The organism is Sporosarcina sp. AD_1, from assembly GCF_057373025.1.
On sequence record NZ_JBPVIR010000004.1, the window covers coordinates 53,717 to 76,412 of the forward strand.

The window sequence follows — 22,696 nt, forward strand, 5'->3', positions numbered from 1 at the left end:
CCCCTAACCTAGATTGCAAGCATTAGCTTGCGGACGAACCTGTATGGAGTTGAACTAAATGACGATACAACTCATTTGTTTTCAAGAGTTCTTCATGCGTTCCGAAACCGTCCACCGTTCCGCCGTTCAACACGATAATTTGATCGGCATCATGGACATTCGATAGGTCATGGGAAATCATGATAGTCGTTCTTCCCCTCATCAATTCTTCCATCGCTTCCTGAATCGCTTTTTCCGATTGGCTATCCAAGCTCGCTGTCGCTTCATCGAGCAATAGAATGTCTGAATTTCGTAGTATGGCCCGTGCAATGGCAATCCGTTGACGCTGGCCTCCCGAAAGGTTGGAACCCGCTTCTCCGACATACGTATCAAAACCATCTTTGAATCCTTTGATAAAGTCCAAAGCATTCGCTTTTCTTGCTGCCTCAGAGAGTTCGAACTCCGAAACATCCCAATCGACGCCGTAGACAATATTCTCGCGTATTGTACCCGAAATCATCGGACTGTCTTGTGCAACAGCAGCAAAAAGATTTCTCCAATCTTTCAAATGGATATCTGAAATCGGTGTATCGCCCACAAGAATTTCACCTGCATCCGGTTCATAGAACTGTTGCAGCAACGAGAAGAGGGTGGATTTCCCGCTTCCACTCGGACCGACAAGTGCTGTCACTTTTCCGACCGGTATTGTCAGATCGACATGGCCCAATACAGGCTTGTCACCATAGCTGAATGCGACATCTTTAAACACAATATCGTTTTTCAGATTTTCGATACCGACTTTCCGTTCATTCACTTCCAAATCGCCATCCATCAATGCGGCAATCCGGTCTGTGGCTCCCTGGCTTTTCTTAATTTCCACGTACATCATTAAATAAGAACCAAGCATTCCCCATAGCATTCCAATATACATGAAGAAGGCTAACCATTGATTTAAGGTAATAATGCCCTGTTTTACGAGATAGCCACCGTAGAGGATGACCAAAATATCAGATGTGATGCTCAGGATCCCATTGATCGGGTTTTCCACCCACATGATGACATATCTTCGCATATTCGCCTTAAAATAATATTGTAGGTTCTTATGACCGCGCTCATCCTCTTTCTTTTCAGTGACAAACGTCTTGATAAGAGGCACGCTCATGAGAAGCTCGGATAAAAATTGCGTCAAAGTAGATAAACGATTATACGTCTCTTTAAATGCACGGTAATTCCACTTACCGTAATACATATTGAAAATCCAATACAGTGGAATATATACGACCACTGAAAGCGCCAGCCGCCAATCATAAGAGAATACGACCGCCACGACACCGACAGTCCCGTAAATGGTAGCCGCCATGGATGGCAAGTAGGACCCTAGTACCGTACTGATTTTCGAAGCATCTGTTGTAATCCGCGTGATCATCGTAGTCGGCTTCATGGTATCGAAGAAGCGCAACGGTGATTTGATGACCCTCTCCCAAATTAGCGACCGATAACTGACATCGATTTTAGCTACGAGAAGTTTATTATAGAAACGGACAATTCCCGACATGATTACATCTGCCACAATCAGTATGACGGTTCCCCAGATGGTGTATTTTGTTAATACACCTGTCATTACTTTAGTAGAGAAGTTCGGAAACGCCAACGTAATCGTGGCTGACAATATATAAAGGGCCATAACAAATATAATCCAACCCCATGGTAATTTTGCTTTGAACATTAAGCGGAAATAGGCTTTCCAGATTCCCTTTTCAGCCTGTTTCCTCAATTTCTTTTCATTAGTTGCCATGCGTTTCCCTCCCTCTTTCTCCATTCAATCGACTTATAAAGCGGCTTCAACGAAGGCTAAAAGCTCTTCACGATTCATTGCCCCCAAGTGGGATTGTGCCACTTCTCCGCCTTTAAAGAGAAGGAGTGTAGGAAAACCCATCACTTCATACTTTTCAACGATTTCATTTGAATTCTGTAATACATCATCCATCGTGACATAAAACTTTGTGAATTTGAGTTGATCGCCATAATCTTCGGCAAGCTCTTCCAAAATCGGTGCGATAAATTCACACGGCCCACAGCCATCCGCATAAAAGTCCACTAAAACGGGATGATCACAAGCCAACACTTCGTTTTCAAAATTCTCTTTGGTTACATTCAAAACACTAGCCATTGCCAGTTCCCCCTCTACCGAAGTGCAGTATATCTCTATGTCTTTACACTTCTTTAACTTTTCAGAAATCTATATTTGTAGATGTAGATAATTTATACGTTTAATAGCTTGGTTTCAATAGGTTTTGACGAAAACGTCCGTTTTCATGTCAATTTGGGGTAGTCCACCAAATCGCAAACGCTTTCAATCGTTTTCAAAAGAAAGGACGGGCCAAAACTTGCACCCGAACCTCTCTATCTTTCCTTCTGCTCCCGGACCGTTTGTGTGCTTCGCTAGTTTACTTGCGTAGGGCGGATATGGTTATGGCTGGCTCGATTAAAACCTGCATGCCCATTGACGTAACCGTACTTATGGTCTGACAGACGCGCATACACCAGGCGCGGACCCTTGCATAACGGACACGCAACCGCGCATACACCAGGCATACTCGCGCATAACCGACCCGCAGCCGCGCATACATCGGGCATACCCGAGCATAACAGGTTCACAACCGCGCATAAACCTGGCGTACCCGAGCATAACCGAACCTTACCCGCACTTAAACCACACACAAATCAACCTTTTCGATCCCTCGCTCCGCTCCACTTAACTCGACAACTCCACTCACTGCTCGCTCGACTGGCTCATCCTAACTCATCTGGCTCATGCAAGACCTATCCCGGCAACCGTGACAGGTCCGCGTACTTTTTATTCTATCGTCTCATTTCCTGAAATTTGCAATCCGTTCACCTTAATAGAAGGAAGCGTGATGGCGCTGCGGAAACGGAGATCGTTTCCGATGACGCTGACATCGTTCAGGAGATCAAAGACGTTGCCGGCAACAGTAAACTGATCGATGGCCCGGGTGATTTTCCCGTTTTCGACCAAAAAGCCAATCGCTGCAAGAGAGAAATCTCCTGCGGTAAAGTTGATGCCCGCATTCGTGCCTTGCAGCTCAACAATCAAAATGGCCTTGTCTGAATCTGCAATCATGTCATCCAAGGAAGCCGTGCCCGGTTCCAAGTACAAATTGTACGGTCCAACGCCTACTGTCGAACGGAATCCGCCTTTCACAGCATTGCCCGTCGATTCGACGCCGTCTTTCTTCGCTGTTTTACGATTGTGCATGAAAGACACGAGCTTCCCGTTGCGAATCAAATCCTTTTTCCGTGTAGCGAAGCCTTCCGAATCGAACGGTGCATACGTGATCGTATCCTTCATTAACGGATCATCGACGAACGAAATGTTCTCTCCCACAATCTGATCGTTCAGCTTCCCTTTTAATTTGGTGTAGCCTTGCTGCACGGATTGGGCAGAGAGTTGACCTAATAAGGAACCGATCAATTCCGTTGCTGTATCGTAACGGAAGATAATTGGGTACGTGCCTGATGCAATCGAGCTGGCATGCAGCTTGGATACGGCTTCGTGCACTGCCTTTTCAGCGATTTTCCTATTGTCCAATTCATCGAAGGACTTGATCGTAAAATCGGACTCGCCCCCGGTTGCTGTTGACTCGCCATCTTGTGCTGTCAAATAGAGGCCGAGTGAAGTGAATGCCGATTTGGAATGGCAATGAAGCCCTTTCGTGTTGGCAATCAACGTTTCGTTTACGCCTTTCGATGCGTAAGACACTTGGACAAACTCCACACGGTCGTCCGTTTCATACGCAATTCTCTCCATCTCCATAGCCGCTTGGATCATTTTTTCAGGCTCCAGCTGTTCAAGCTCCTCGGAAAATGGTCTTGGCTCGGCATACTCTGCTGATCCTTCAAACAAATCTTCCCCGTCATCGACTTCGATGACTTCGGCATTGTTTAGTGCTTCCTCCAGCAATAAAGGAATAGAATCCGCAGCGATTCGTTCCGCATAGGCATAACCCATTTTGCCCTTGAACAAACCGCGGAAGGACACGCCGCCCTCTTCCATGATTGTGTAGTCATCAATTTCCTGATGGTAAACAGCGATGGATACTGCTTTGCTGGAAGAATAGAAGAGTTCCATTTCCTCAAATCCAACTTTTTCGCCAGCCGCAAACAATTCTGTTTGAAAGTCTTGAATGTTCATTAGCCATTCCCCCCTCTGCCGCCAATTGTCAGCTCAGATACACGGATCATCGGCTGGCCGACCGTGACCGGAACCGTTCCGCTGGATGCGCCGCACATGCCGACGCCGAGTCCAAGATTGTTCCCGACCATATCGATTTTCTTAAGCGTATCAATGCCTTTTCCGATGATCGCAGCACCCTTGATCGGCTCGGCAATTTTCCCATCGCGAATCATATAGCCCTCACTCACCGAGAAATTGTAATCGCTCGTCGTCGGATTGACCGAACCGCCGTCCATATACTTGGCGAAAATGCCAAGCTCGGTATTGGCGATAATTTCTTCCGGTGTCGACTGGCCTGGAGCGATAAACGTATTGTTCATCCGGGAAGTCGGCGCATATTTGTAAGATTCCCGGCGCCCAGAACCTGTCGGATCCATGTTCATCTTCCGGGCTCCTAATTTATCAATGAGGTACCCTTTTAGAATCCCATTTTCTATTAATAAATTCCGCTGCGTCGCCATGCCTTCATCATCGATATTGAGCGATCCCCAAGCGTTCGGAATCGTGCCGTCATCGTAAGCAGTAACGAGAGGCGATGCCACATACTCACCAAGCTTATCGGCAAAAATAGAAGCTTTCCGGGCAACCGCATGAGATTCCAACCCATGGCCACAAGCTTCGTGGAAGATGACTCCCCCGAATTCATTGTCAATGACGACCGGGAAATTGCCGGATGGTGCATGATCCGCAAAAAGGATCGTTTTGGCGCTGCGTGCCGCTTCTCTCGCAATTCCTTCAATATCGAGCTGCTCCATGAATTCCAATCCGCCAAAAGAGCCCGGGCCAAAATCCGATGATTCCCTGTCGTTCCCCGATTCCGCAATAACACTGATTCCCATTCGGTTATAAGCGCGACGGTCCTCGACGAACAACCCCTCAGAGTTGACGATGCAAATATCTTTGAGCGTATCAATGAAAGTGGCTGTCGTCTGAGCGATGACCGGATCAAAGGACATCGCAGACATATGCGCACGTCTGAGCCATTCCACCTTCTGCTTTTTCGAAACAGAATTCGGCAGAATGCGGATATGGTGTTTATTCTCAATAATCTTCTTCTGGAAATTCAACGTCACATCAATTGGATTGCTGCGGATCGCTTGTGCTGCGGATCTCGCAACTTGCAATAAATTCTCTTCGCTGTCATCACTCGTAAAGGCGTACACGGAGTACTCCCCTTTAAGAATCCGGATCCCAACCCCATAATCCCGTCCTGCTATCGCACGTTCAACAACTCCGCCAATCATACTAATTGTCGAATTCCTTTTATCTTCAATGAATAACTCGGCAAAATCTCCGCCTGTTTCAAGCGCCGCTTGAATCACATTTTCCGCTACAGACTTCTGTATCATGTCCCCACCCCTACTTTTCTCTATTTGCCAACGCCCGGCCTGAACACATGATTCAGCCGGTCGAGCACTTCTTTATTTCAAAACAGTTCCAAGAAACTCTTGTAATTCACTTCTGCTCAAACTTCCCAAATGGGACGAGACAACTTCGCCATGCTGGAAAAGCAATAGTGTCGGAAATCCAATCACATCATATCGGTTCACCATCTCGTTGGATTTCGTCAGCACTTCGTCAATGTCTACAAGAAACTTGGTAAATTTCATTTGTCCTTTGTACTCGCTGCAAAACTCCTCCAGCATCGGAGCGATGACTTCGCATGGACCACAGCCGTCTGCATAAAAGTCGACCAATACCGGCACTTCGCTATCGATCACTTCCCGAGCAAACGTTTCTTCCGTAATCGCTACAACCGCGGTCATTTCCTATCCTCCTTGCCGACTCGGGGAATTTCAATTCCCTGTTCGGAATCACTAACAATGGTTTGACTTTACCGACTCGCCAATTTGTTTTCAATATCCTTTGACAATACGGGCTTTTTTTGTGTTGATTGGGTCAGTTTCCACTAGGTATCACAAATAAAAAACAACCAGATCCCCAATGTTCTGGAAATCCGGTTGCTTTTTATTTTGTATTTATTCATTCACCGCTTCATTCAATCGTTCATCCAACGCCCGCGCATACTGCATCGTTTCACCCGATGTCCATTCCATGCGTTCCGCCATATAATCGATGACGTCCTGCTTCCATTTGCGCACCCACTCGATATCAAAGAATACGGCACCCGTCCGGCGCATGAAGAAGTCGACAGGAGTCAATGCCATCTCGTATTCCATCGCATATTGCAAGACGAGCTGAATGGATAAAGGCAATGGAGACTCCGGATTCACTTGATCCGCTAAACTCGCGATCACCTTCGTGTTCGTCCCATACATCGCAGCTATGCTCGTCGCATCTTCAATCGACATTCCGAGCGTTGCAAGCTTTCTCGATTCGGCTGCAATGAAAGGATCATACTCCAACGGATCATGGAAATCGCCGCCGGACAACCGAAGTTCCTTCGTCACAGATTTCTTGCACGAAATCCCTTCCGACTCCAATTGTTCACATAACAGATCCGTCACGGTTTCGGCCATTTTCCGATAGCCTGTCAGCTTGCCGCCCGCAATCGTAATGAGCCCGGTTTCAGACGTCCAGATCTCATCTTTCCGTGAAATCTCGGACGGCCCTTTTCCTTCCTGGCGGATCAGCGGCCTGACGCCAGCCCATGTCGATTCCACGTCTCCTCTTCCGACCTGGACATCCGGGAACATGAAGTGGATGGACTCGAGCAAGTAGTCAATATCCTCTTCTGTAGCATGCGGATGCTGCAGATCGCTCGTGTATTCTGTGTCCGTTGTACCGATATAGGCTTTGCCGTTCCGTGGAATGGCGAAGACCATCCGTCCGTCCGGCGTATCGAAATAGACTGCTTGCCGCAGCGGGAACTTCCGGCTATCGATGACGATATGGACCCCTTTGGAATGAAACAGGCTCTTCCCTTCTATTTTTCGATCCATTCCAATCACGCTTTCCACCCACGGACCCGTTGCGTTGACGATTCGGGTGCCTTGGATCCGGTAGCGGGACCCGGTTAACGTATCTACAAAATACAAGCCGCTCACCTGACCCTGGCCATTGTAAATAAACGCTTCGGCTTTGGCATAATTAATAAGGTCTGCCCCAAGCTCAGCCGCTTTCTTCGCCACTTCAATTGTCAGCCGGGCATCATCTGTCCGATATTCCACGTAGTATCCGCTGCCGAGCAGTCCTTTCTCATTCAACAATGGCTCCCGGCTCAATGTCTGCTTCCGATCAAGCATTTTCCGGCGTTCCTTCTTTTTAACGCCCGCGAGGAAATCATAGACTTTTAGCCCGACCGAAGTGGAATATTTGCCGAATGTCCCTTTCTTATAAATCGGCAGCAACATCCATTCCGGATGCGTTACATGCGGCGCGTTGCGATAGACCACTTCCCGCTCCTTGCCGACTTCAGCCACCATGCCGACTTCAAACTGCTTCAAATAACGCAAGCCCCCGTGAACCAGTTTCGTCGACCGGCTTGACGTTCCCGCCGCAAAATCCTGCATCTCAATCAAAGCCGTCTTCAGCCCTCTGGACACACAGTCAAGGGCAATGCCGACACCTGTGATGCCGCCGCCGACAATGACCACGTCATAGTGTCGATTATCCATTGCAGCTAAGCTAGCTTTCCGATCCTGATATGAAAAAGTTTTCAAACCTAACACGCTCCTTCATAGAAAATGGCCATCACAAGAGCCCTGCAAAAAATGCGGGGATTGCAATGGCCTTCTCTTTACTCTTTGACCTAATATTCTATTCTATATTTTCGTACTTTCCTTGTGATAGTATAATAGGAATAGGCTATCTACAAGAAAGGATGAAACAACTTGCGTCTAGTCGATATGGTCGAGTCCCAAATGATCGCATCTGTCAAAAGTGAAGAAGATCTGCAAGCGGCGTTAACGTCCAACTCCAATATCGTGTTCCTCTTGACAGGAAACCTGATGACGATCGCTGAATACATAAAACAATTGCGTGCAGCTGATAAGCATGTCTTTCTCCATCTCGACTTTATTGACGGGCTTTCCAATTCCAAAAATGCGCTCAGCTATGTGAAAGAGTATTGGAACCCTACCGGCATCATCACAACGAAAAGCCATATTGTCAAAATGGCGCACGAAGTCGGATTGCAGACGATCCAGCGAATTTTCCTGCTGGATTGGGGTGCCATTAATAAAGGCATTGAAATGGTGAAGTCATGCAAACCGGATGCCGTTGAAATCATGCCCGGCATCATGCCCAAAATCATCGACGAGCTCTGCAGCAAACTGGATTTCCCGATTATCGCCGGCGGCCTTATCACTGATATTTCTGAGGTTCACGCCGCACTGGAAGCAGGCGCACTTGCCGTTTCTTCCGGCAATCCAGCCATGTGGAATTTCGACTTATAAAGAAGCGATGTCCCGCACGCTTTCCAGCACATACGAAGGACGGTCCGTTGCGGCTTCCAGCATAGCGGAAGTCGTAATGCCCGTCATCACCAAAACGGAGTGGATGCCGGCTTCGTTCGCCATCCTGATATCCGTTTCCAAACGGTCACCGACCATATAGCATTGGTCCGCTTCCATTTTCAACACTTGCTGTAATACATAAGAGGACATTAAGGCGGAAGGTTTGCCGGTAATCTGTTTTACAGGTTCCCCTGTCGCTCCTTCTAACGCACCGATCATCGCGCCGCAGTCAGGGATTTCCCCGCCTTCCACTGGACACGTCCGGTCCGGATTCGTCGCAATGATTTCTGCCCCGTTCCGCCACGCCTGGAACGCATCGTTCAATTTCTCATAATTGAACTGGCGGTCCCATCCGAGTACGACATGGGATGCGTCTGCCGCTTCGGATGCGAGCTGGATGCCGGCTTCCTGCAATTCATCGAACAGAGGCTGCTCCCCGATGACATAGGCAGCGTCGCCAACTGCCATATTGTTTTTCAAATAATGGGCTGTGATGTAGTTGGAATTAATCACCTCATCCAACTCGACTTCAATTCCCATGCCATTTAGTTTTGAAACATAATCCGTTCGCCGGGCAATGGATTTATTCGTCAAAAAGACGACTTTGTCCCCTCTATTTTTCAACGCCTGGATGGCTTCCGGAACACCCGGAATTGTATGATCTTCCAAGTAGATCGTTCCATCCAGATCGAATATAAAACCTTTTGTCAACCTGCTCCCCTCGCTGTCAGCTAATAATTTCTACGTTTTGAACATAATTGATTTTCTTGATCATCGTGTAAATTTGTGGGACCGAATGTCTCACATTCACCCTCGTTTTCACCTCGATCAATTGCTGCTCTTCCCCTTGCAAATCCTTAATACGGGACTGCGAAATGGAGAACTTCTGCTTATTTAATTCATCCATAACCGTCTCAATGCCCTCCGGCTGATTGACGGTAACCCGGATCGTCAAATCTCTTTTTTTCAAGTGTTTCGGCCCAAAACGGATGACGAGAAGCGGAATCAGTTCCACACCAATAAGCAGGAGGAGCACGCCGAAAACCGCTTCGATGTAAAACCCTGCTCCAACCGCTATGCCGATTCCTGCCGCTCCCCAGATCATTGCCGCCGTCGTCAGTCCGGATATCCGTTCGTTATCCCGTCGCAGGATAACCCCAGCGCCAAGAAAACCGATGCCTGACACGATTTGTGCTGCCAGTCTGAGCGGATCCATCTGAATCCGGACATCTTCACTGCCCGGGAACGTATAGGCCGCTTCCACAGAAACGATGGTCAGCAAACAGCTGATAATCGAAATGACGAGACTCGTTTTTAACCCAAGCGGCTTTCGCTTCAACTCCCGCTCCAACCCAATCACCAGACCAAGAACCGCCGAAATACTGAGCTTTGTAAGCATTTCAACATCAGCCAACTGCAACCATTCCATCCGCTCACCCCCTGATCCGCTCATCCTGGCACTCTGTCATCAATTCGAAAATTGCGCAGATGGATGCCGAATGATATCTTCCAAATTATATGTGTAAGGATTGATTTCAAACACAATCGGTCCGTCAAACTCGTTTTCGTTCAGAATGCGCACGAGTTTTGCCGTATCCAGTCCTGTGACACCTTCACCAGGCAATTGATGCAAATCTCCCTTTGCATCATTGTCGGAGAAGTGGACAGAAACGAGACGCTTTGCTAAGCGAGCTACCGTTTCTTCAAGCGGAGCGCCGAGCACGGCCAGATGGCCAGTGTCCAGGCATGCTGCTGTCCCGGTAGCATCCAAGATCTCGAGCCATTCGTCGACGGACGAAGGGAAAATATGTGTATAGTTCAACCCGTCCGGTATTTGATTCTCAAATAAAATCGTACAGCCAAGCTCTTCCGCCATTTGACGAGTGCGGCTGAGCCGATCGATGACCCGAAGCTTTGCCTCTTCCCGGCCTTCCGAAGCCCAAGCCATGCCGCCGTGAATGACAGCATGTCCTCCGCCATACGCCTGAAGCTTTTCGAGCCATTCCTGATTCACGCGGAAAATCAAATCTTCTACTTCTTGAAAAGGTGAGGCCAGATTCAAGTCATGAAAAGGAAGGTGCAAACCGATTTTCAGTCCTGCTTCCTTCGCCAACTCCATATCCTTCTCAGCCGTCAGATGCTCTGCCCAAATTTCGATGCCGTCAAATCCGGCGTTCTTTAATGCCGCCATATCTTCCGCTGTCTTTTCCTGGCCGGCCGACCAAAGACTTAGCCATTTTTCCATCTGAAATTCCTCCTCTTAGTTCAAGTCTTTCGCTGTTTCAAACTCTGCATTAATTTCTTCCAGCTTAATGCCCTTCGTTTCCGGTGCAAGCGTGTAAGTGATCAGAAGGCCAATCAGTGCAACGCCGGCAAAAACGCCAAGCGCAGCGGAATTGCCCCATATAGCCACGACATTCGGGAAGACCAAAACGCCCATGATCGATCCGATCCGGCTAACAGAAGTTGCAAATCCGGATGCCCCTGCCCGAAGGCTCGTCGGGAACAGTTCCGTCGGATAAACGAAGTTCAAAATACCGCCGCCCATGTTAGCGAAGAGAACAGCGATACTAAACAGAACAACCAAGAATACTAGAGTCGGGTGCGGATTGAATGTCAGAACCGCAAGACCCGCCGTCAAACCTGCGAATGACGTGATCAGCAACGGACGGCGTCCCCATCGTTCAACAAGGTTCATCCCAATGATGGCTCCACAAAGTCCGAGGATACTGACGATCGAAGAAGCAACATAGGTCTTATGTAGATCTCCTTGTGTAAAGGCTGACAAAATAGTCGGTGTATACATCGAAATACCATAGTACGAAGTGGAATAGCAGAACCAGAAGCCTGAAACGAAAATTGTTCGTTTAATTAACTTTTTAGAGAACAATAAACTAAGTGGAACCTTCTTCGTTTTGGGTTCCGGTTTTAGCTCTACTTTGCTGCCCGTGATATTGAAAATAACATCTTGCGCTTCCTTCTCACGACCTTTGGAAACAAGCCAACGTGGAGATTCCGGCAAACCGATCCGGAACAGGAATATAATCAAAGCAAGAATCGCGCCCAATAAGAACATGTAACGCCATGCATGGTCACCAAGAGGGGCAAATAGAATACCGCTCAAATAAGCGACAACCGCGCCGACAAACCACATCGCAGCAAGGAACGTTCCCTGCTTACCCCTGTTTTTGGTCGAACTGAACTCAGAAACAAGTGTCGCGGAAATCGGATAGTCCGCCCCAATCCCAATCCCGAGTAAAAATCGGAAAACAATGAGCCAAAGCACATTCGGTGCAACCGCTGTCAAAACTGCAAATAATACAAATGCAATCAAATCGATCGTAATCATCGCCTTCCGGCCAAATGAATCCGTCAATCGGCCGAGCCACGCCGCTCCGATGAACGAACCAATAATAGCCGAAGCCGTCAGGAAGCTCTGCTCCCCTGGTGAAATACTCCACTGTTTCAAAATAAGCGGCATCGCAACTGCAATGATCGTTAAATCAAAGCCATCCAGAAATGTGCCCCCCGCCGATACAATCTTCACCTTGCGCTGAAACTTCTCCAGTTTCTTCGCGTCTGCAGGCGAATCCAAATAATCGAATGCCATACATACTCCCCTTTTCCATTAATCTTCTTCAAACTCATCTATGGTACTTCCCCTGCTGCCTGCCTGCGCCTCCAAGCTCCCCCCTTTGATGAACACAAAAAACCCGGCAAAGCCTAAAAGATGCAGGGCCCGTAAACAGGCTGCATGACTGGCTTCGCCGGGTTCTCATCGTCTCTACCCGGAAATGTTTTATTCAATTCCCGCTAGAAACGGGATTGAAACTAGGATAACAATTTTGATAATTCGTGTCAATAATCTATTTAATTTTTGTGAGATTCTATTCCTAAACAAACAAATTAACTAATAACCCTGCCAGTAATATAATCAATGCACCACCAAGCCTCGATGAAATCTGGGCAAATGGCATGAGTTCCATCCGCTTGGCTGCAGACAAGACTGCGACGTCTCCGGTTCCACCCATATTGGCCATGCATAGACCGGCTGTGATAGCAGCTTCAATCGGGTAGAAGCCGACTAGTTTACCTACAATGGCAGATCCGAGAATCGCCCCAAGCACAACTGCGACTACGATGACGACATACTGAATGCTCAATGCCGCGATAATAGCTCCTAAATCTGTATAGACTACACCAACCCCAATTAACAAGGCTAATGTGAAATTCTTTGCAACGAATTGATACCATTGACTTGCGCCTTCCTCCACGGAAGCAGGCAAGACGTTCAATGCTTTGACAATTGCGACTAAAATGATCATGATCGCATACGGGTGAATTGGAATAAACTCTCCGAGCAACGTTCCCACCATATAGAAAGAAGCTGCTGCAAGCAAACCAATTCCCATCTTGCCAAAGTCCAATTGCAGCTCCTTCTGCTCATAAGTGAAGCCTTGGATTAGTTGCCCGTTCCCTGTCAACTTTGGAAACTTCTTACCTAGCACATTCAAACCAGCAGCGAAAATGATTGCGAACACATTCCCAAGTGCGAGGGCAGGTATCAATAATGACATATAATAACTTGTGTCTTTGCCTAGCAGTTCAGAGTAGACCTGCGCCATTGGAACTGCCCCTGCTCCAAGTCCGCCACCCATGATAGGTAGAGTCATTACAAGAACGGAATCTTGCAGCGTGAAGCCGACGAGCCAGCCAACCAAGCCAGCCAAGACAATTGCCCCTACCACACCAGCCAGTAAAGGAAATGCATACTTTAAGCCGGCTTGAACTAACACTTTTGAATTCATTCCTAAAATACTGCCTGTAATTAAGGCGGCGATGTAGAAATTCAGGAAATCTCCAGCCTTCATGAAATCCGTAATCGTAGTGATGGTGCTTTCGGGCATGAGACCAGCATAAGCCAAGTACGACGAACCAAAGATGGCGATAATGGCACCGCCCCCTAAGAAGCTTTTGACAATCGGCGTATGATCACCTAACCAGCCCAACAACTCTCCAAGCACAATCATGATCAACAACGCGCCAATCAATCCTGGCGGCAATAACTCCATATACATACACGTTATAGCGATTGCGGCAAATGCTAAAAACCACCCGACAGGCAAATTAAAGATTGTCACTTTGGGTGAAGCCAATGAACCCGTCCCCACACCAAAAGCCTCTTTTTGATTAATCGATGCCATCCTTACTCCCCCTTATTCTCCCAAGTTTTGATTTTCAGCAAGTTCTAGCACGCGTTTCGCACGTTGGATGATTGGTTCGTCAACCATTTTTCCATTCAGTTGAAAAACGGATGCGCCGTATTCCCTTACATGCGCCATAATTTCTTCTGCTTCTTGGATCTCCGCTTCTGACGGTTGGAATGTCCTGTTTATGCCTTCTAACTGTGAAGGATGGATAGCGAGCTTGCCCCCAAATCCGAGACCCTTCACCATAGCGGCTTCCCGCACCAAACCTTCCGCATCTTTAAAATCAACATAAACGGTATCAATCGGCTGCTCCAGCCCACCAACACGGGAGGCTACAACGAGTTGGGAGCGAGCTAATAATAGTTCCGTCCCTTCCTTTGTTAGCGTCGCTCCAATATCCAAGGCAAAATCAACAGAACCGAATGCCAACCGTTTCACCCTTTTAGAAGATCCTGCAATTTCTAATGAATGATAGATGCCTGAAGCCGTCTCAAGCAGTGGAATAATCTCCACCGTCTTGAACACATCGAATAAATCCAGCATCCGATCCAGCACCGCTACATCAGTTCCCCTATTAGACTTTGGCAGCATGATACCCTTTAAGGCATTCGTCCTCAAATCAGCAATTGCACGGACATCTTCAAAAAAATACGGCGTCTCCATCGAATTGATTCGAACAACAACCGATTTGCGAGAAGCAGCCAACGCTTTGCAAACTCTCTCCCGCGCCTCCGCTTTTTGTTCAGGTGCGACGGCATCTTCCAAGTCATAGATGATAACATCGGCAGGTAATTGCTCCGCTTTCGAAATGACTTTTTCATTATTTCCTGGTACAAACAACAACGAGCGCATGATCATAGCGGATTCCTCCTTATATCGCATGAGTTGCTTTGCATTTCTGAATGAACTCCTTATCAAAACCGAATTCCTGCAAAATCGCATCAGTATTTTGACCGACATCTGGAATCGCCTCCATGACAGGCTCAAACTCTTGGAATGTCGCGGGAGGCAACAGAGACTTGATCGGACCATTCGGCGTGTCCACATTTCGCCAGCGATTCCGAGCCTGCAATTGTGGATGCTGAACGAACTCTTCCACGGAGTTCAACCGTGCATTCGCAATCTTCGCTTCTTCCAGCAACTCAACCAACTCCGCAGCCGTGTATGCAGTAAAAGCGCTTTCAATGATGTCCTTCAAAGCTTCCCGATTCTCAACACGAGCCGAATTCGTACTATATTTTTCATCCTCAATCAATTCCGTACGCTTCATGACCGTCTCACAAAGACGGGCCCATTCCCGTTCATTTTGAATTGAGAAGAACACATACTTGCCGTCATTAGCAGGGAATGGACCGTATGGAAAGATGGTTGCGTGCCGTGCGCCCGTCCTGGCTGGCTCTTTCCCGCCATAATGTGAATAATAGAGCGGATACCCCATCCACTCGCCAAGCGCCTCCAGCATGGACACTTCAAACACGGACCCTTTGCCAGTTTTACTGCGCTGGATCAACGCCGTCAAAATGCCGGTATAAGCGTACATTCCAGCCGCAATATCGGCTACAGAAATCCCCGCCTTGGATGGAGTTTCATCAGTTCCTGTAATGGAAACGAGTCCAGCTTCACATTGAATGAGCAGATCGTATGCTTTTTTATCTACATAAGGCCCATACGAGCCATAGCCTGAAATACCACAGATAATGAGCTGATCATACTTTTCCTTCAATTGCTGCGGACTGAATCCCAGTCGATCGACAGCACCAGGCGCCAGATTTTGAATAAACACGTCTGCTTCCGCAAGCAGCGTATGCAAAATCTCTTTTCCTTCTTCACTTTTCAAATTCAATGTCAACGATTCTTTCGACCGATTAATCCAAACAAAATGACTCGCCATCCCATTCACAGTCGTATCATAGTGCCGGGCGAAGTCTCCATCACCTGGTCGTTCAATCTTAATAACCCTCGCTCCGAGATCTGCCAACTGTCTTGTTGAGAATGGAGCGGCGACCGCTTGCTCAAGAGAAACTACCGTAATTCCTTCAAGAGGCAACATTCCAACTACCCCTTTCTTTTCTATTTTGGATTTTGGATACAGAATACATTTAGTTTATAGCGACTCTTTTAAGTTGTCAATCAATTTTTACAACGTTGTACAATTGCTTCTTTTTATCGATATAATAGGAGTAATAGAATGAAGGAGTGTCGAAACGGTATGGAGCCAATTGCAAAACAATCCACTCGGGACCAAGTCATCGCAACTTTACGGAAAGCGATTTTCAACGGAGATTTGAAGGAAGGCGAGGAATTGATCCAAGAGGAAATCGCCAAAAAACTTAATGTCTCTCGTATGCCTGTGCGGGAAGCCTTTTATGCACTGGAGCGTGAAGGCTTGCTCCTGACCAATCAAAATCGCCGCGTCACCGTAAAAGGCTTTACGAGAGACGATATTCAAGATCACTATGATATTCGTGCGATGTTAGAAGGAGAAGCCGCTGCACGGGCAAGCTTAAAGGACTTCGATAAACAGGAATTGTTGGAGATTCAGCAAGACATTGAAAACGCGGTCGCCAACCGCCAGGTCAATGATTATATCGTCGCCAACGAACATTTCCACCGCATCATTTGGAAAGCTTCCGAAAGCGAACGAATCCAGTCCTTCCTCGACCAAATGTGGAATGGTCTTCCTCCTCACTTGGCGGAAATGGTGGAAGAACAAATGATCAAATCGATCAAGGAACATCAGGTCATCGTAAGCGCCATTCTCGAAGGCAATGCGGACAAAGCAAGAGCAGCGACAGAATCTCATATCCGGCGCAGTATGACCGATTTTCTAGAGAATTATTGAGCATGGGAAAAAGCCTTGCAGCTTCTACAGTTGCAAGGCTTTCCTAATACATATTTCACCTAAAACTCCAGGGTACTACATGCACTCTCACTACTTCAAAGCTCCCCCTGCAAAACCGTCATCGGATACGGACGGAGTAAACGATCCACATCCTCCACGCTTCCTACATCATATTTCAAACAAAGTTCCCGCACCGGCACGCCCGTAGCAAAAGCTTCTCGCGCGATTTGGGAAGATGTTTCATAGCCAATGGCTGGAATGAGTGCGGTCAGAATGCCGATGCTGTTTTCCACGTTTGCTTTTAATTGATCCTCGTTGGCAGTGATGCCGGCAAGGCAGTAGCGCCGGAAGACGTCGATGCCGTTTCGCATGATGGTGATGGATTGGAGCAGGTTATAGACCAGCACTGGTTCCATGACGTTCAGTTCAAATTGGCCGGCTTCGGAAGCTAGACTGATCGTATGGTCGTTTCCGATTACTTGAAAAGCGATTTGATTGAGAACTTCTGCCATGACCGGATTTACTTTTCCGGGCATAATGGAAGAACCAGGTTGCCTGGCGGGCAGGTTGAGTTCATTGAGCCCAGTGCGCGGGCCCGATGCCATCAATCGCAAGTCATTCGCCATTTTGGACAGGTTGAGCATGCAGATTTTCAAGGCAGCCGATATTTCGGTGTAGCAGTCCGTGTTCTGTGTTGCATCAACGAGATGTTCCGCTGTGCGGAGCGGGAGTCCGCTGCTTTGGCTAAGCAGTTCTGTCACTCGTTGTATGTAGCGTACGGATGCATTTAGACCTGTTCCGACAGCGGTCGCTCCCATGTTAATCTCTTCGAGTTGTGTGCGAGTCGCTTTGATTCTCCTCACGTCTCTCTCCACCACTCGTTTGTATGCCCCGAACTCCTGTCCCAGCCGGATCGGCACTGCATCCTGCAGATGCGTTCTTCCCATTTTTATAATGGTATCGAATTGTTCCTCTTTCGTCTGCAGCTCTTCAACAAGGTCTTCCACTGAAGCGATCAAGTCATCCAACAAATTATGAACCGCTATTTTCACGGCAGTCGGGAATGCGTCATTTGTGGACTGCGACATATTGACATGATTGTTTGGGCTGATGGTGCCATAGTCGCCTTTTTGATGACCGAGCAGTTCCAACGCACGATTGGCGATCACTTCATTAGCATTCATATTAATGGAGGTGCCAGCTCCCCCTTGAATCGGGTCGACAATGAATTGATCGTTGAGTTTGCCGTCCATCACTTCCTGTGCCGCTTCCACGATGACCCTGTATTTATCAGCAGGCAGCCCGTTCACTTCATGATTCGCTTCGGCAGCCGCCTTTTTCACCACGCCAAGCGCGCAAATTAACTGCGGGTGGATACGTTCATTGGTGATAGGGAAGTTCTCAAGCGCACGCAAGGATTGTATTCCGTAATATGCAGCTGCAGGCAAGAACCGCTCACCGAGGAAATCGCGCTCCACGCGTTCCTCGATTATGGCCGTCTGCCTTTCCTTCTCTTCAATCAACTCGTTTCCTCCTCGGCATAATTGTACAAGAACATCGCCATGAACTTAATGCCTTCCAAATAATCCTCTACAAAAATGCTCTCATTTGGAGCGTGGTTTCTTGAATCTGCATGCCCTACACCAAAACCGGCGGACGGAATCCCGAACTTTTGACAGAATGAATACATCGGGCCTGTCCCCGCCTGGGAACGCAATATTTTAGGCGGTTTGCCGTAAAACTGCATTGCATTCTGCTCGATTTTCCTGACGAGCGGATCTTCCAAAGCAGTCGTCGCCGCCCGGGTCCCTTTCAAAGGAACAATCTCGATGTCTTCGAATCCATGTTTATCTAAATGAATGCGTAGAAGTTCCAGAATTTCATCCGGATCTTGATCCGATACGAGACGAAAATCCAATTTTACCTTTGCCACACAAGGAAGAACCGTTTTCGATCCTTCCCCCGTATAGCCCGATTCCATCCCGCAAATCGTACAGGTCGGCTGGAAAATCAACTTCTCCTGCAGATCGAATCCAGTTAATCCGTTAATATAACGAAAAATCCCCAATTGCTTTAGGTCCTCCTCTTCGTTATACTCCATCTGTTCTGTCAGCTTCCGTTCCGCTTCAGTCATCGGCCGGATTTTATCATAAAACCCGTCAATCAAGATTTCGTCTTTCTCGTTTTTCAAGGTAGCCAATGCCCACACGAGCCGCCATGCAGGATTTTCCACGATAGCCGCCCTTCCAGAGTGCAAGTCCGTATTCGCTCCATGCGCATGCAATTCCACATAGAGCATCCCTTTGCACCCCAGGCTCACTTGTAGATCTCCATCAATATCTTTGAATCCATTTTCCCAAATATTCGCATCGGCTCGAATCAAATCGATATGCTCATCCGCAAATGCCTCCAAATTTGGACTGCCGATCTCCTCTTCCCCTTCCACGATAAATTTCAGGTTCACAGGCAATTCACCCAGCACTTTCTTGTATGCATGGACAGCACAGAGCCTTGCCATTAATGTTCCTTTATTGTCGGCAACGCCTCTGCAAAAGATTTTTCCATCACGGATGGTCGGAACAAAAGGAGGACTATCCCATTTATCGAGCGGGTCTTCCGGCTGCACGTCATAATGGTTATAAAACGATAACGTCTCCGTCGTCCGGGATGTCGGAAGACTACCGAAGACTACTGGATTTCCCGGTGTTTTGATCACCTGGACATCAGCATCCAGTTCGAGAAGCTTATTTTTCACAGCTTCGACCGCCTCATCGATGCCTCTCGACTGGGCAGCGACACTCGGAATTTCGCATAGCTCAAAAAGCCACTTCATGTAGGTTTCCTTATGCTCATCGATATATCGGTACACCTGCTCCAACGTCCCTTTTTCAGTGAGTTCCATGCGACATCACCGCCTTCTCCCTTTTTTCAAGTAAAGGTTCCGTGATGCCCGCGCAGCCAAGCAACGCGAGTACGGTAAGGAAGACTTTTTGCACGCCGATATAGGCATCGGTCGGATCATAATATTCCTGCAACGTGTGGAAGCCGCCTGCTTTCCCTCCACCTCCAAGGGTGACAGCCGGGATTCCCAAGTAAATCGGAACGTTGGAATCTGTACTCGATGCTGCATCCAAGACTGGCGTAAACCCGAGCGCAGCGGTCGTTTCCTGTGCGACTTGCACAATGGTCGCATCCGCAGATTGACTTCCAGCCGGCCGGTCGCCGACTAATTTACTCGTCACTGTGATTTCATTCGTCTTGCCGCGGAACGCATTTTCCTCGTCCGCTGCCTGCTGGATAAGAGAGAGGACGTTAGTCTCCAACTTCTGCAATTCCTCTTGTGAGTTAGAACGCATATCGACAAACATCGTCGCCGTTTCTGAAATCGTATTAATGGACGTTCCTCCATGGATGATGCCGACATTGTATGTCGTTTTCGGCTCTGCAGGGACCGATAAGGTGGATATTTTGGCTATCGCTTTTCCTAACGCATGAATTGGATTCGAAGTGCCAAAAGCGCCGAAACTATGTCCACCAGGCCCTTCGTAAGTTACCTCATAACGCTTACTGCCAGTTCCGAGATATGTCGTTCGCTCCGGCTCTCCAGGTTCGATGGAAATGAAACCATCAATATCATCACGAGAACTGAATAAATGCTTCACTCCGCGCAAATCGCCCAGCCCTTCTTCACCGACGGTCGCGCCGATAATCAAGTCGCCTTCCGTCTCGATCTCGGTATGCTGCAATGCCTTGGCAATGGCGAGCACGACAGCCAGTCCTCTGCCGTCATCCGCAATACCAGGCGCGTACACTTTTCCGTCCCGCCATTTCGCTTTCACATCGGTGCCGCTTGGAAACACGGTGTCCAAATGGGCACAGAGAACAAGCGCTGGGCCGTCCCCTTTTCCTTTGCGGGTGCCGAACACATTGCCCACCTCATCGATTGTGATGTCCTCGATGCCCGCTTCCTCTAATTTTGCTTTATAAACGTTTCCTCGCACCTGCTCTTGAAACGTCGGTGCCTCAATTTCTGTCAGTTCGATTTGCTCTTCCGTCGTTCTGTCGTTGTCAGCCTTAATGAACGACAGCCCTTTTTGTACCGCCTCTACTTCCAGTAACCGTGTGATTGACCCTTTGATATCCAAATGTGCTTTCTTCATTGTAAACACTCCTTTGGGTTCGCTTTTTCAAGATAGCGGCTGAAAAATGCCACTGTCTCGGTATGCATCGTAATATGGTTTTCAATCCGTTCCGTCTGGTGTCCTTCATCTTCAAAGATGATCAGTTGCACTTCCCTGTCCCGCGCTTGCAAATCCCGGACGAGCTGCTCCGCCTCGCTGACTGGAACGCGCGTGTCATTCCGTCCGTGGAACACGAGCAACGGCGCTTCGATGCGATGCGTTAAATTCATCGGCGCAATTTCATCGAAGTACTCGCTGTACTTTTCAAGCGACCCATATTCGCTCTCCCGCAAATATCTGCGCCACTCGCCTGTGTTCATTAAGAACGTTTTCAAATTCGACATGCCGACGATGTCCACACCTGCAGCCCACACATCAGGATAATGAGTCAATGCTGCGAGTACCATGAATCCTCCGTAGCTGCGTCCCATAATGCCGATTTTATCCGGATGCACGCCATGCGCGGAAACCAATACCTTTGCGAGACTCGCCAAATCGGCAACTGCATCCAGCCGTTTGTCCGCATCATCCAGCTTGAGATACTTCCTTCCATAGCCATTGCTGCCTCTAATATTTGGAGCGACTACGACGAAACCTTTGTGAAGCAAGTATTGGAGGACCGGGTTATACTCCGCTTTTGTCTGCCCTTCCGGACCCCCATGGACATAAATGACGGCCGGCTTATCTGTTTCCTCGCCAGATGAATAAATGAAATAAGGAACTTCCAGTCCATCAAAGGAGGCGTACGTATGCAGTTTCGGATTCTTCCAAAGATGCCCGACCGTATCCGACTTCCCGATAAATGTTAGCCTTTTCGCTTTTTTATCAGCCAAATGATACACCCAAATATCCCCTGGGCTTATAGGGGTCTTCAAGGTGAAAAGGATGGATTCATCAGATCGCCACGACATGGAACTGATGACACCTTCGGGCAAATCTTCCGCCAGCACACAGTTACCTGTTTCCGTTTGATAAATGCCCAATTTGGATATACCGCCTTCATTCAGGCAAAACGACAACGATTTGCCGTCCGGCGATAAGGCGATCTCATCAATATCCCATTTCTCCCAATGAATCAGCTTCTCCAATTGTTCCGGATTGTCTAAAGGAAACTTGCAAATATGCACGGTGTCCTCCTGATAATCTGAAAGAAGATACCCATACCGATCTCCTTTTCCGACAATCGGCGACTCATAGCGCGCGGCTGTATCGCCGTTCCCGACACGAACTGACTTGCCATTATGGATATTCACAATGTAGAGGGAACTGTCGATGTTCGTTTCCTTCACCGAAATGAACAATTCTTCCTCGTTCAACCAGCCGAGTGGAACACAGTTTGCATCCGTCGTGAATACTTGCCGTGTTTCCATCGCCTCGACGTCCAACACAAAAACATCGAAATAGCCGGGATGCCGCCTGTTGCTAGAATAAGATACATAGCGGCCATCTTTGGACCAGCCGCCGCAGTAATGGAAATGCTCAAGCGACTCGACAAGCACTTCAAGATTGTCACCCTTCCGGCCAGTCAGATAGAGCTGCTGCTTTTCATTCCCTTTCGAATCAATTCCGAGCACCGTCTTTTCCCCATCAGGCGAATGAAACACACTCATTACCCGGTCATGGACTTCAATAAATTGAAACGGTTCACCGTTCTCATCCAGCTTCCACACTTGCGGAAGGCCGCTTTTCTTTGTTATGAACGTGAAATCTTCAGTCCCTGGGATCACACTGGCATCATACGCGGAATCAACTTTTAAAAAATCGAGCAATATCTTTTCTTCCTCTTTCAACTCATTACCCCCTATCTTTGT

19 protein-coding genes are annotated in these 22,696 nt (G+C 48.0%); 2 read left to right on the forward strand and 17 right to left on the reverse strand.

The window, feature by feature from the left end:
* Positions 1 to 22: 22 nt before the first annotated feature.
* The 6 genes from ACSW3C_RS08885 to ACSW3C_RS08910 form a co-directional block, all read right to left on the reverse strand.
* Positions 23 to 1,774 (reverse strand): ABC transporter ATP-binding protein, encoded by a 1,752-nt coding sequence (locus tag ACSW3C_RS08885; RefSeq protein ID WP_486562186.1) that lies wholly within the window; start codon positions 1,772 to 1,774, stop codon positions 23 to 25.
* Between the two features lie 33 nt (positions 1,775 to 1,807).
* The gene (locus ACSW3C_RS08890) at positions 1,808 to 2,149 is read right to left on the reverse strand and encodes a thioredoxin family protein (protein WP_486562188.1); all 342 of its coding nucleotides are present in this window, start codon (positions 2,147 to 2,149) and stop codon (positions 1,808 to 1,810) included.
* A gap of 687 nt (positions 2,150 to 2,836) precedes the next feature.
* The gene (locus ACSW3C_RS08895; RefSeq protein WP_486562189.1) at positions 2,837 to 4,192 is read right to left on the reverse strand and encodes a TldD/PmbA family protein; all 1,356 of its coding nucleotides are present in this window, start codon (positions 4,190 to 4,192) and stop codon (positions 2,837 to 2,839) included.
* Complete coding sequence (locus ACSW3C_RS08900; RefSeq protein ID WP_486562191.1) at positions 4,192 to 5,583, reverse strand: TldD/PmbA family protein; 1,392 nt, start codon at positions 5,581 to 5,583, stop codon at positions 4,192 to 4,194. The genes ACSW3C_RS08895 and ACSW3C_RS08900 overlap by 1 nt, the downstream gene beginning before the upstream one ends.
* A 72-nt stretch (positions 5,584 to 5,655) precedes the next feature.
* A complete protein-coding gene (locus ACSW3C_RS08905; protein ID WP_486562192.1) occupies positions 5,656 to 6,000 on the reverse strand; it encodes a thioredoxin family protein in 345 nt (114 codons plus the stop codon).
* A gap of 213 nt (positions 6,001 to 6,213) precedes the next feature.
* Complete coding sequence (locus ACSW3C_RS08910; protein WP_486562537.1) at positions 6,214 to 7,812, reverse strand: glycerol-3-phosphate dehydrogenase/oxidase; 1,599 nt, start codon at positions 7,810 to 7,812, stop codon at positions 6,214 to 6,216.
* Positions 7,813 to 8,028: 216 nt separating this feature from the next.
* Here ACSW3C_RS08910 and ACSW3C_RS08915 point away from each other — a divergent pair, with 216 nt between their 5' ends.
* Entirely contained in the window at positions 8,029 to 8,592 is a 564-nt protein-coding gene (locus tag ACSW3C_RS08915) for a glycerol-3-phosphate responsive antiterminator (protein ID WP_486562194.1), read from the forward strand.
* Here the strand turns inward: ACSW3C_RS08915 and ACSW3C_RS08920 are convergent.
* From ACSW3C_RS08920 to ACSW3C_RS08950, 7 genes are all read right to left on the reverse strand, one after another.
* Positions 8,587 to 9,363 (reverse strand): HAD-IIA family hydrolase, encoded by a 777-nt coding sequence (locus tag ACSW3C_RS08920; RefSeq protein ID WP_486562195.1) that lies wholly within the window; start codon positions 9,361 to 9,363, stop codon positions 8,587 to 8,589. The two genes, ACSW3C_RS08915 and ACSW3C_RS08920, sit on opposite strands and share 6 nt — an antisense overlap.
* 16 nt (positions 9,364 to 9,379) lie before the next feature.
* Complete coding sequence (locus tag ACSW3C_RS08925; protein ID WP_486562196.1) at positions 9,380 to 10,081, reverse strand: MgtC/SapB family protein; 702 nt, start codon at positions 10,079 to 10,081, stop codon at positions 9,380 to 9,382.
* A 39-nt stretch (positions 10,082 to 10,120) separates the two neighbouring features.
* A complete protein-coding gene (locus ACSW3C_RS08930; protein ID WP_486562197.1) occupies positions 10,121 to 10,897 on the reverse strand; it encodes a sugar phosphate isomerase/epimerase family protein in 777 nt (258 codons plus the stop codon).
* A gap of 15 nt (positions 10,898 to 10,912) precedes the next feature.
* Entirely contained in the window at positions 10,913 to 12,262 is a 1,350-nt protein-coding gene (locus ACSW3C_RS08935; protein ID WP_486562198.1) for an MFS transporter, read from the reverse strand.
* A 283-nt stretch (positions 12,263 to 12,545) separates the two neighbouring features.
* Complete coding sequence (locus ACSW3C_RS08940; protein WP_486562199.1) at positions 12,546 to 13,856, reverse strand: 2-hydroxycarboxylate transporter family protein; 1,311 nt, start codon at positions 13,854 to 13,856, stop codon at positions 12,546 to 12,548.
* 12 nt (positions 13,857 to 13,868) lie between these two features.
* Entirely contained in the window at positions 13,869 to 14,720 is an 852-nt protein-coding gene (locus tag ACSW3C_RS08945) for an HpcH/HpaI aldolase/citrate lyase family protein (RefSeq protein WP_486562200.1), read from the reverse strand.
* 13 nt (positions 14,721 to 14,733) lie between these two features.
* Entirely contained in the window at positions 14,734 to 15,912 is a 1,179-nt protein-coding gene (locus ACSW3C_RS08950) for a CaiB/BaiF CoA transferase family protein (RefSeq protein ID WP_486562201.1), read from the reverse strand.
* Positions 15,913 to 16,050: 138 nt separating this feature from the next.
* On the opposite strand from ACSW3C_RS08950, the gene ACSW3C_RS08955 reads away from it, so the two are divergent.
* Entirely contained in the window at positions 16,051 to 16,704 is a 654-nt protein-coding gene (locus tag ACSW3C_RS08955) for a GntR family transcriptional regulator (protein ID WP_486562202.1), read from the forward strand.
* Positions 16,705 to 16,799: 95 nt separating this feature from the next.
* On the opposite strand, the gene ACSW3C_RS08960 is transcribed toward ACSW3C_RS08955, so the two are convergent.
* From ACSW3C_RS08960 to ACSW3C_RS08975, 4 genes are read right to left on the reverse strand one after another with little or no spacing between them, the layout of a single operon-like run.
* Positions 16,800 to 18,224 carry an aspartate ammonia-lyase gene (locus tag ACSW3C_RS08960; protein ID WP_486562538.1) on the reverse strand — a complete coding sequence of 475 codons (1,425 nt, stop codon included), beginning with the start codon at positions 18,222 to 18,224 and terminating at the stop codon, positions 16,800 to 16,802.
* On the reverse strand, positions 18,224 to 19,606 hold the full coding sequence (locus ACSW3C_RS08965; RefSeq protein WP_486562203.1) for a M20/M25/M40 family metallo-hydrolase: 1,383 nt from the start codon (positions 19,604 to 19,606) through the stop codon (positions 18,224 to 18,226). Before ACSW3C_RS08965 ends, ACSW3C_RS08960 begins: the two co-directional genes overlap by 1 nt.
* The gene (locus ACSW3C_RS08970) at positions 19,593 to 20,864 is read right to left on the reverse strand and encodes a M20/M25/M40 family metallo-hydrolase (RefSeq protein WP_486562204.1); all 1,272 of its coding nucleotides are present in this window, start codon (positions 20,862 to 20,864) and stop codon (positions 19,593 to 19,595) included. Before ACSW3C_RS08970 ends, ACSW3C_RS08965 begins: the two co-directional genes overlap by 14 nt.
* Positions 20,861 to 22,675 carry a S9 family peptidase gene (locus ACSW3C_RS08975; RefSeq protein WP_486562205.1) on the reverse strand — a complete coding sequence of 605 codons (1,815 nt, stop codon included), beginning with the start codon at positions 22,673 to 22,675 and terminating at the stop codon, positions 20,861 to 20,863. Before ACSW3C_RS08975 ends, ACSW3C_RS08970 begins: the two co-directional genes overlap by 4 nt.
* Positions 22,676 to 22,696 lie beyond the last annotated feature (21 nt).

Bases quoted from the DNA above. Each gene is read 5' to 3' on its own strand.
- ACSW3C_RS08900 (WP_486562191.1), bottom strand. From the start codon at position 5,583: ATGATACAGAAGTCTGTAGCGGAAAATGTGATTCAAGCGGCGCTTGAA.
- ACSW3C_RS08905 (WP_486562192.1), bottom strand. From the start codon at position 6,000: ATGACCGCGGTTGTAGCGATTACGGAAGAAACGTTTGCTCGGGAAGTG.
- ACSW3C_RS08940 (WP_486562199.1), bottom strand. From the start codon at position 13,856: ATGGCATCGATTAATCAAAAAGAGGCTTTTGGTGTGGGGACGGGTTCA.
- ACSW3C_RS08930 (WP_486562197.1), bottom strand. From the start codon at position 10,897: ATGGAAAAATGGCTAAGTCTTTGGTCGGCCGGCCAGGAAAAGACAGCG.
- ACSW3C_RS08935 (WP_486562198.1), bottom strand. From the start codon at position 12,262: ATGGCATTCGATTATTTGGATTCGCCTGCAGACGCGAAGAAACTGGAG.
- ACSW3C_RS08955 (WP_486562202.1), top strand. From the start codon at position 16,051: ATGAAGGAGTGTCGAAACGGTATGGAGCCAATTGCAAAACAATCCACT.
- ACSW3C_RS08965 (WP_486562203.1), bottom strand. From the start codon at position 19,606: ATGGAACTCACTGAAAAAGGGACGTTGGAGCAGGTGTACCGATATATC.
- ACSW3C_RS08950 (WP_486562201.1), bottom strand. From the start codon at position 15,912: ATGTTGCCTCTTGAAGGAATTACGGTAGTTTCTCTTGAGCAAGCGGTC.
- ACSW3C_RS08970 (WP_486562204.1), bottom strand. From the start codon at position 20,864: ATGAAGAAAGCACATTTGGATATCAAAGGGTCAATCACACGGTTACTG.
- ACSW3C_RS08885 (WP_486562186.1), bottom strand. From the start codon at position 1,774: ATGGCAACTAATGAAAAGAAATTGAGGAAACAGGCTGAAAAGGGAATC.
- ACSW3C_RS08945 (WP_486562200.1), bottom strand. From the start codon at position 14,720: ATGATCATGCGCTCGTTGTTGTTTGTACCAGGAAATAATGAAAAAGTC.
- ACSW3C_RS08890 (WP_486562188.1), bottom strand. From the start codon at position 2,149: ATGGCTAGTGTTTTGAATGTAACCAAAGAGAATTTTGAAAACGAAGTG.
- ACSW3C_RS08910 (WP_486562537.1), bottom strand. From the start codon at position 7,812: ATGGATAATCGACACTATGACGTGGTCATTGTCGGCGGCGGCATCACA.
- ACSW3C_RS08925 (WP_486562196.1), bottom strand. From the start codon at position 10,081: ATGGAATGGTTGCAGTTGGCTGATGTTGAAATGCTTACAAAGCTCAGT.
- ACSW3C_RS08895 (WP_486562189.1), bottom strand. From the start codon at position 4,192: ATGAACATTCAAGACTTTCAAACAGAATTGTTTGCGGCTGGCGAAAAA.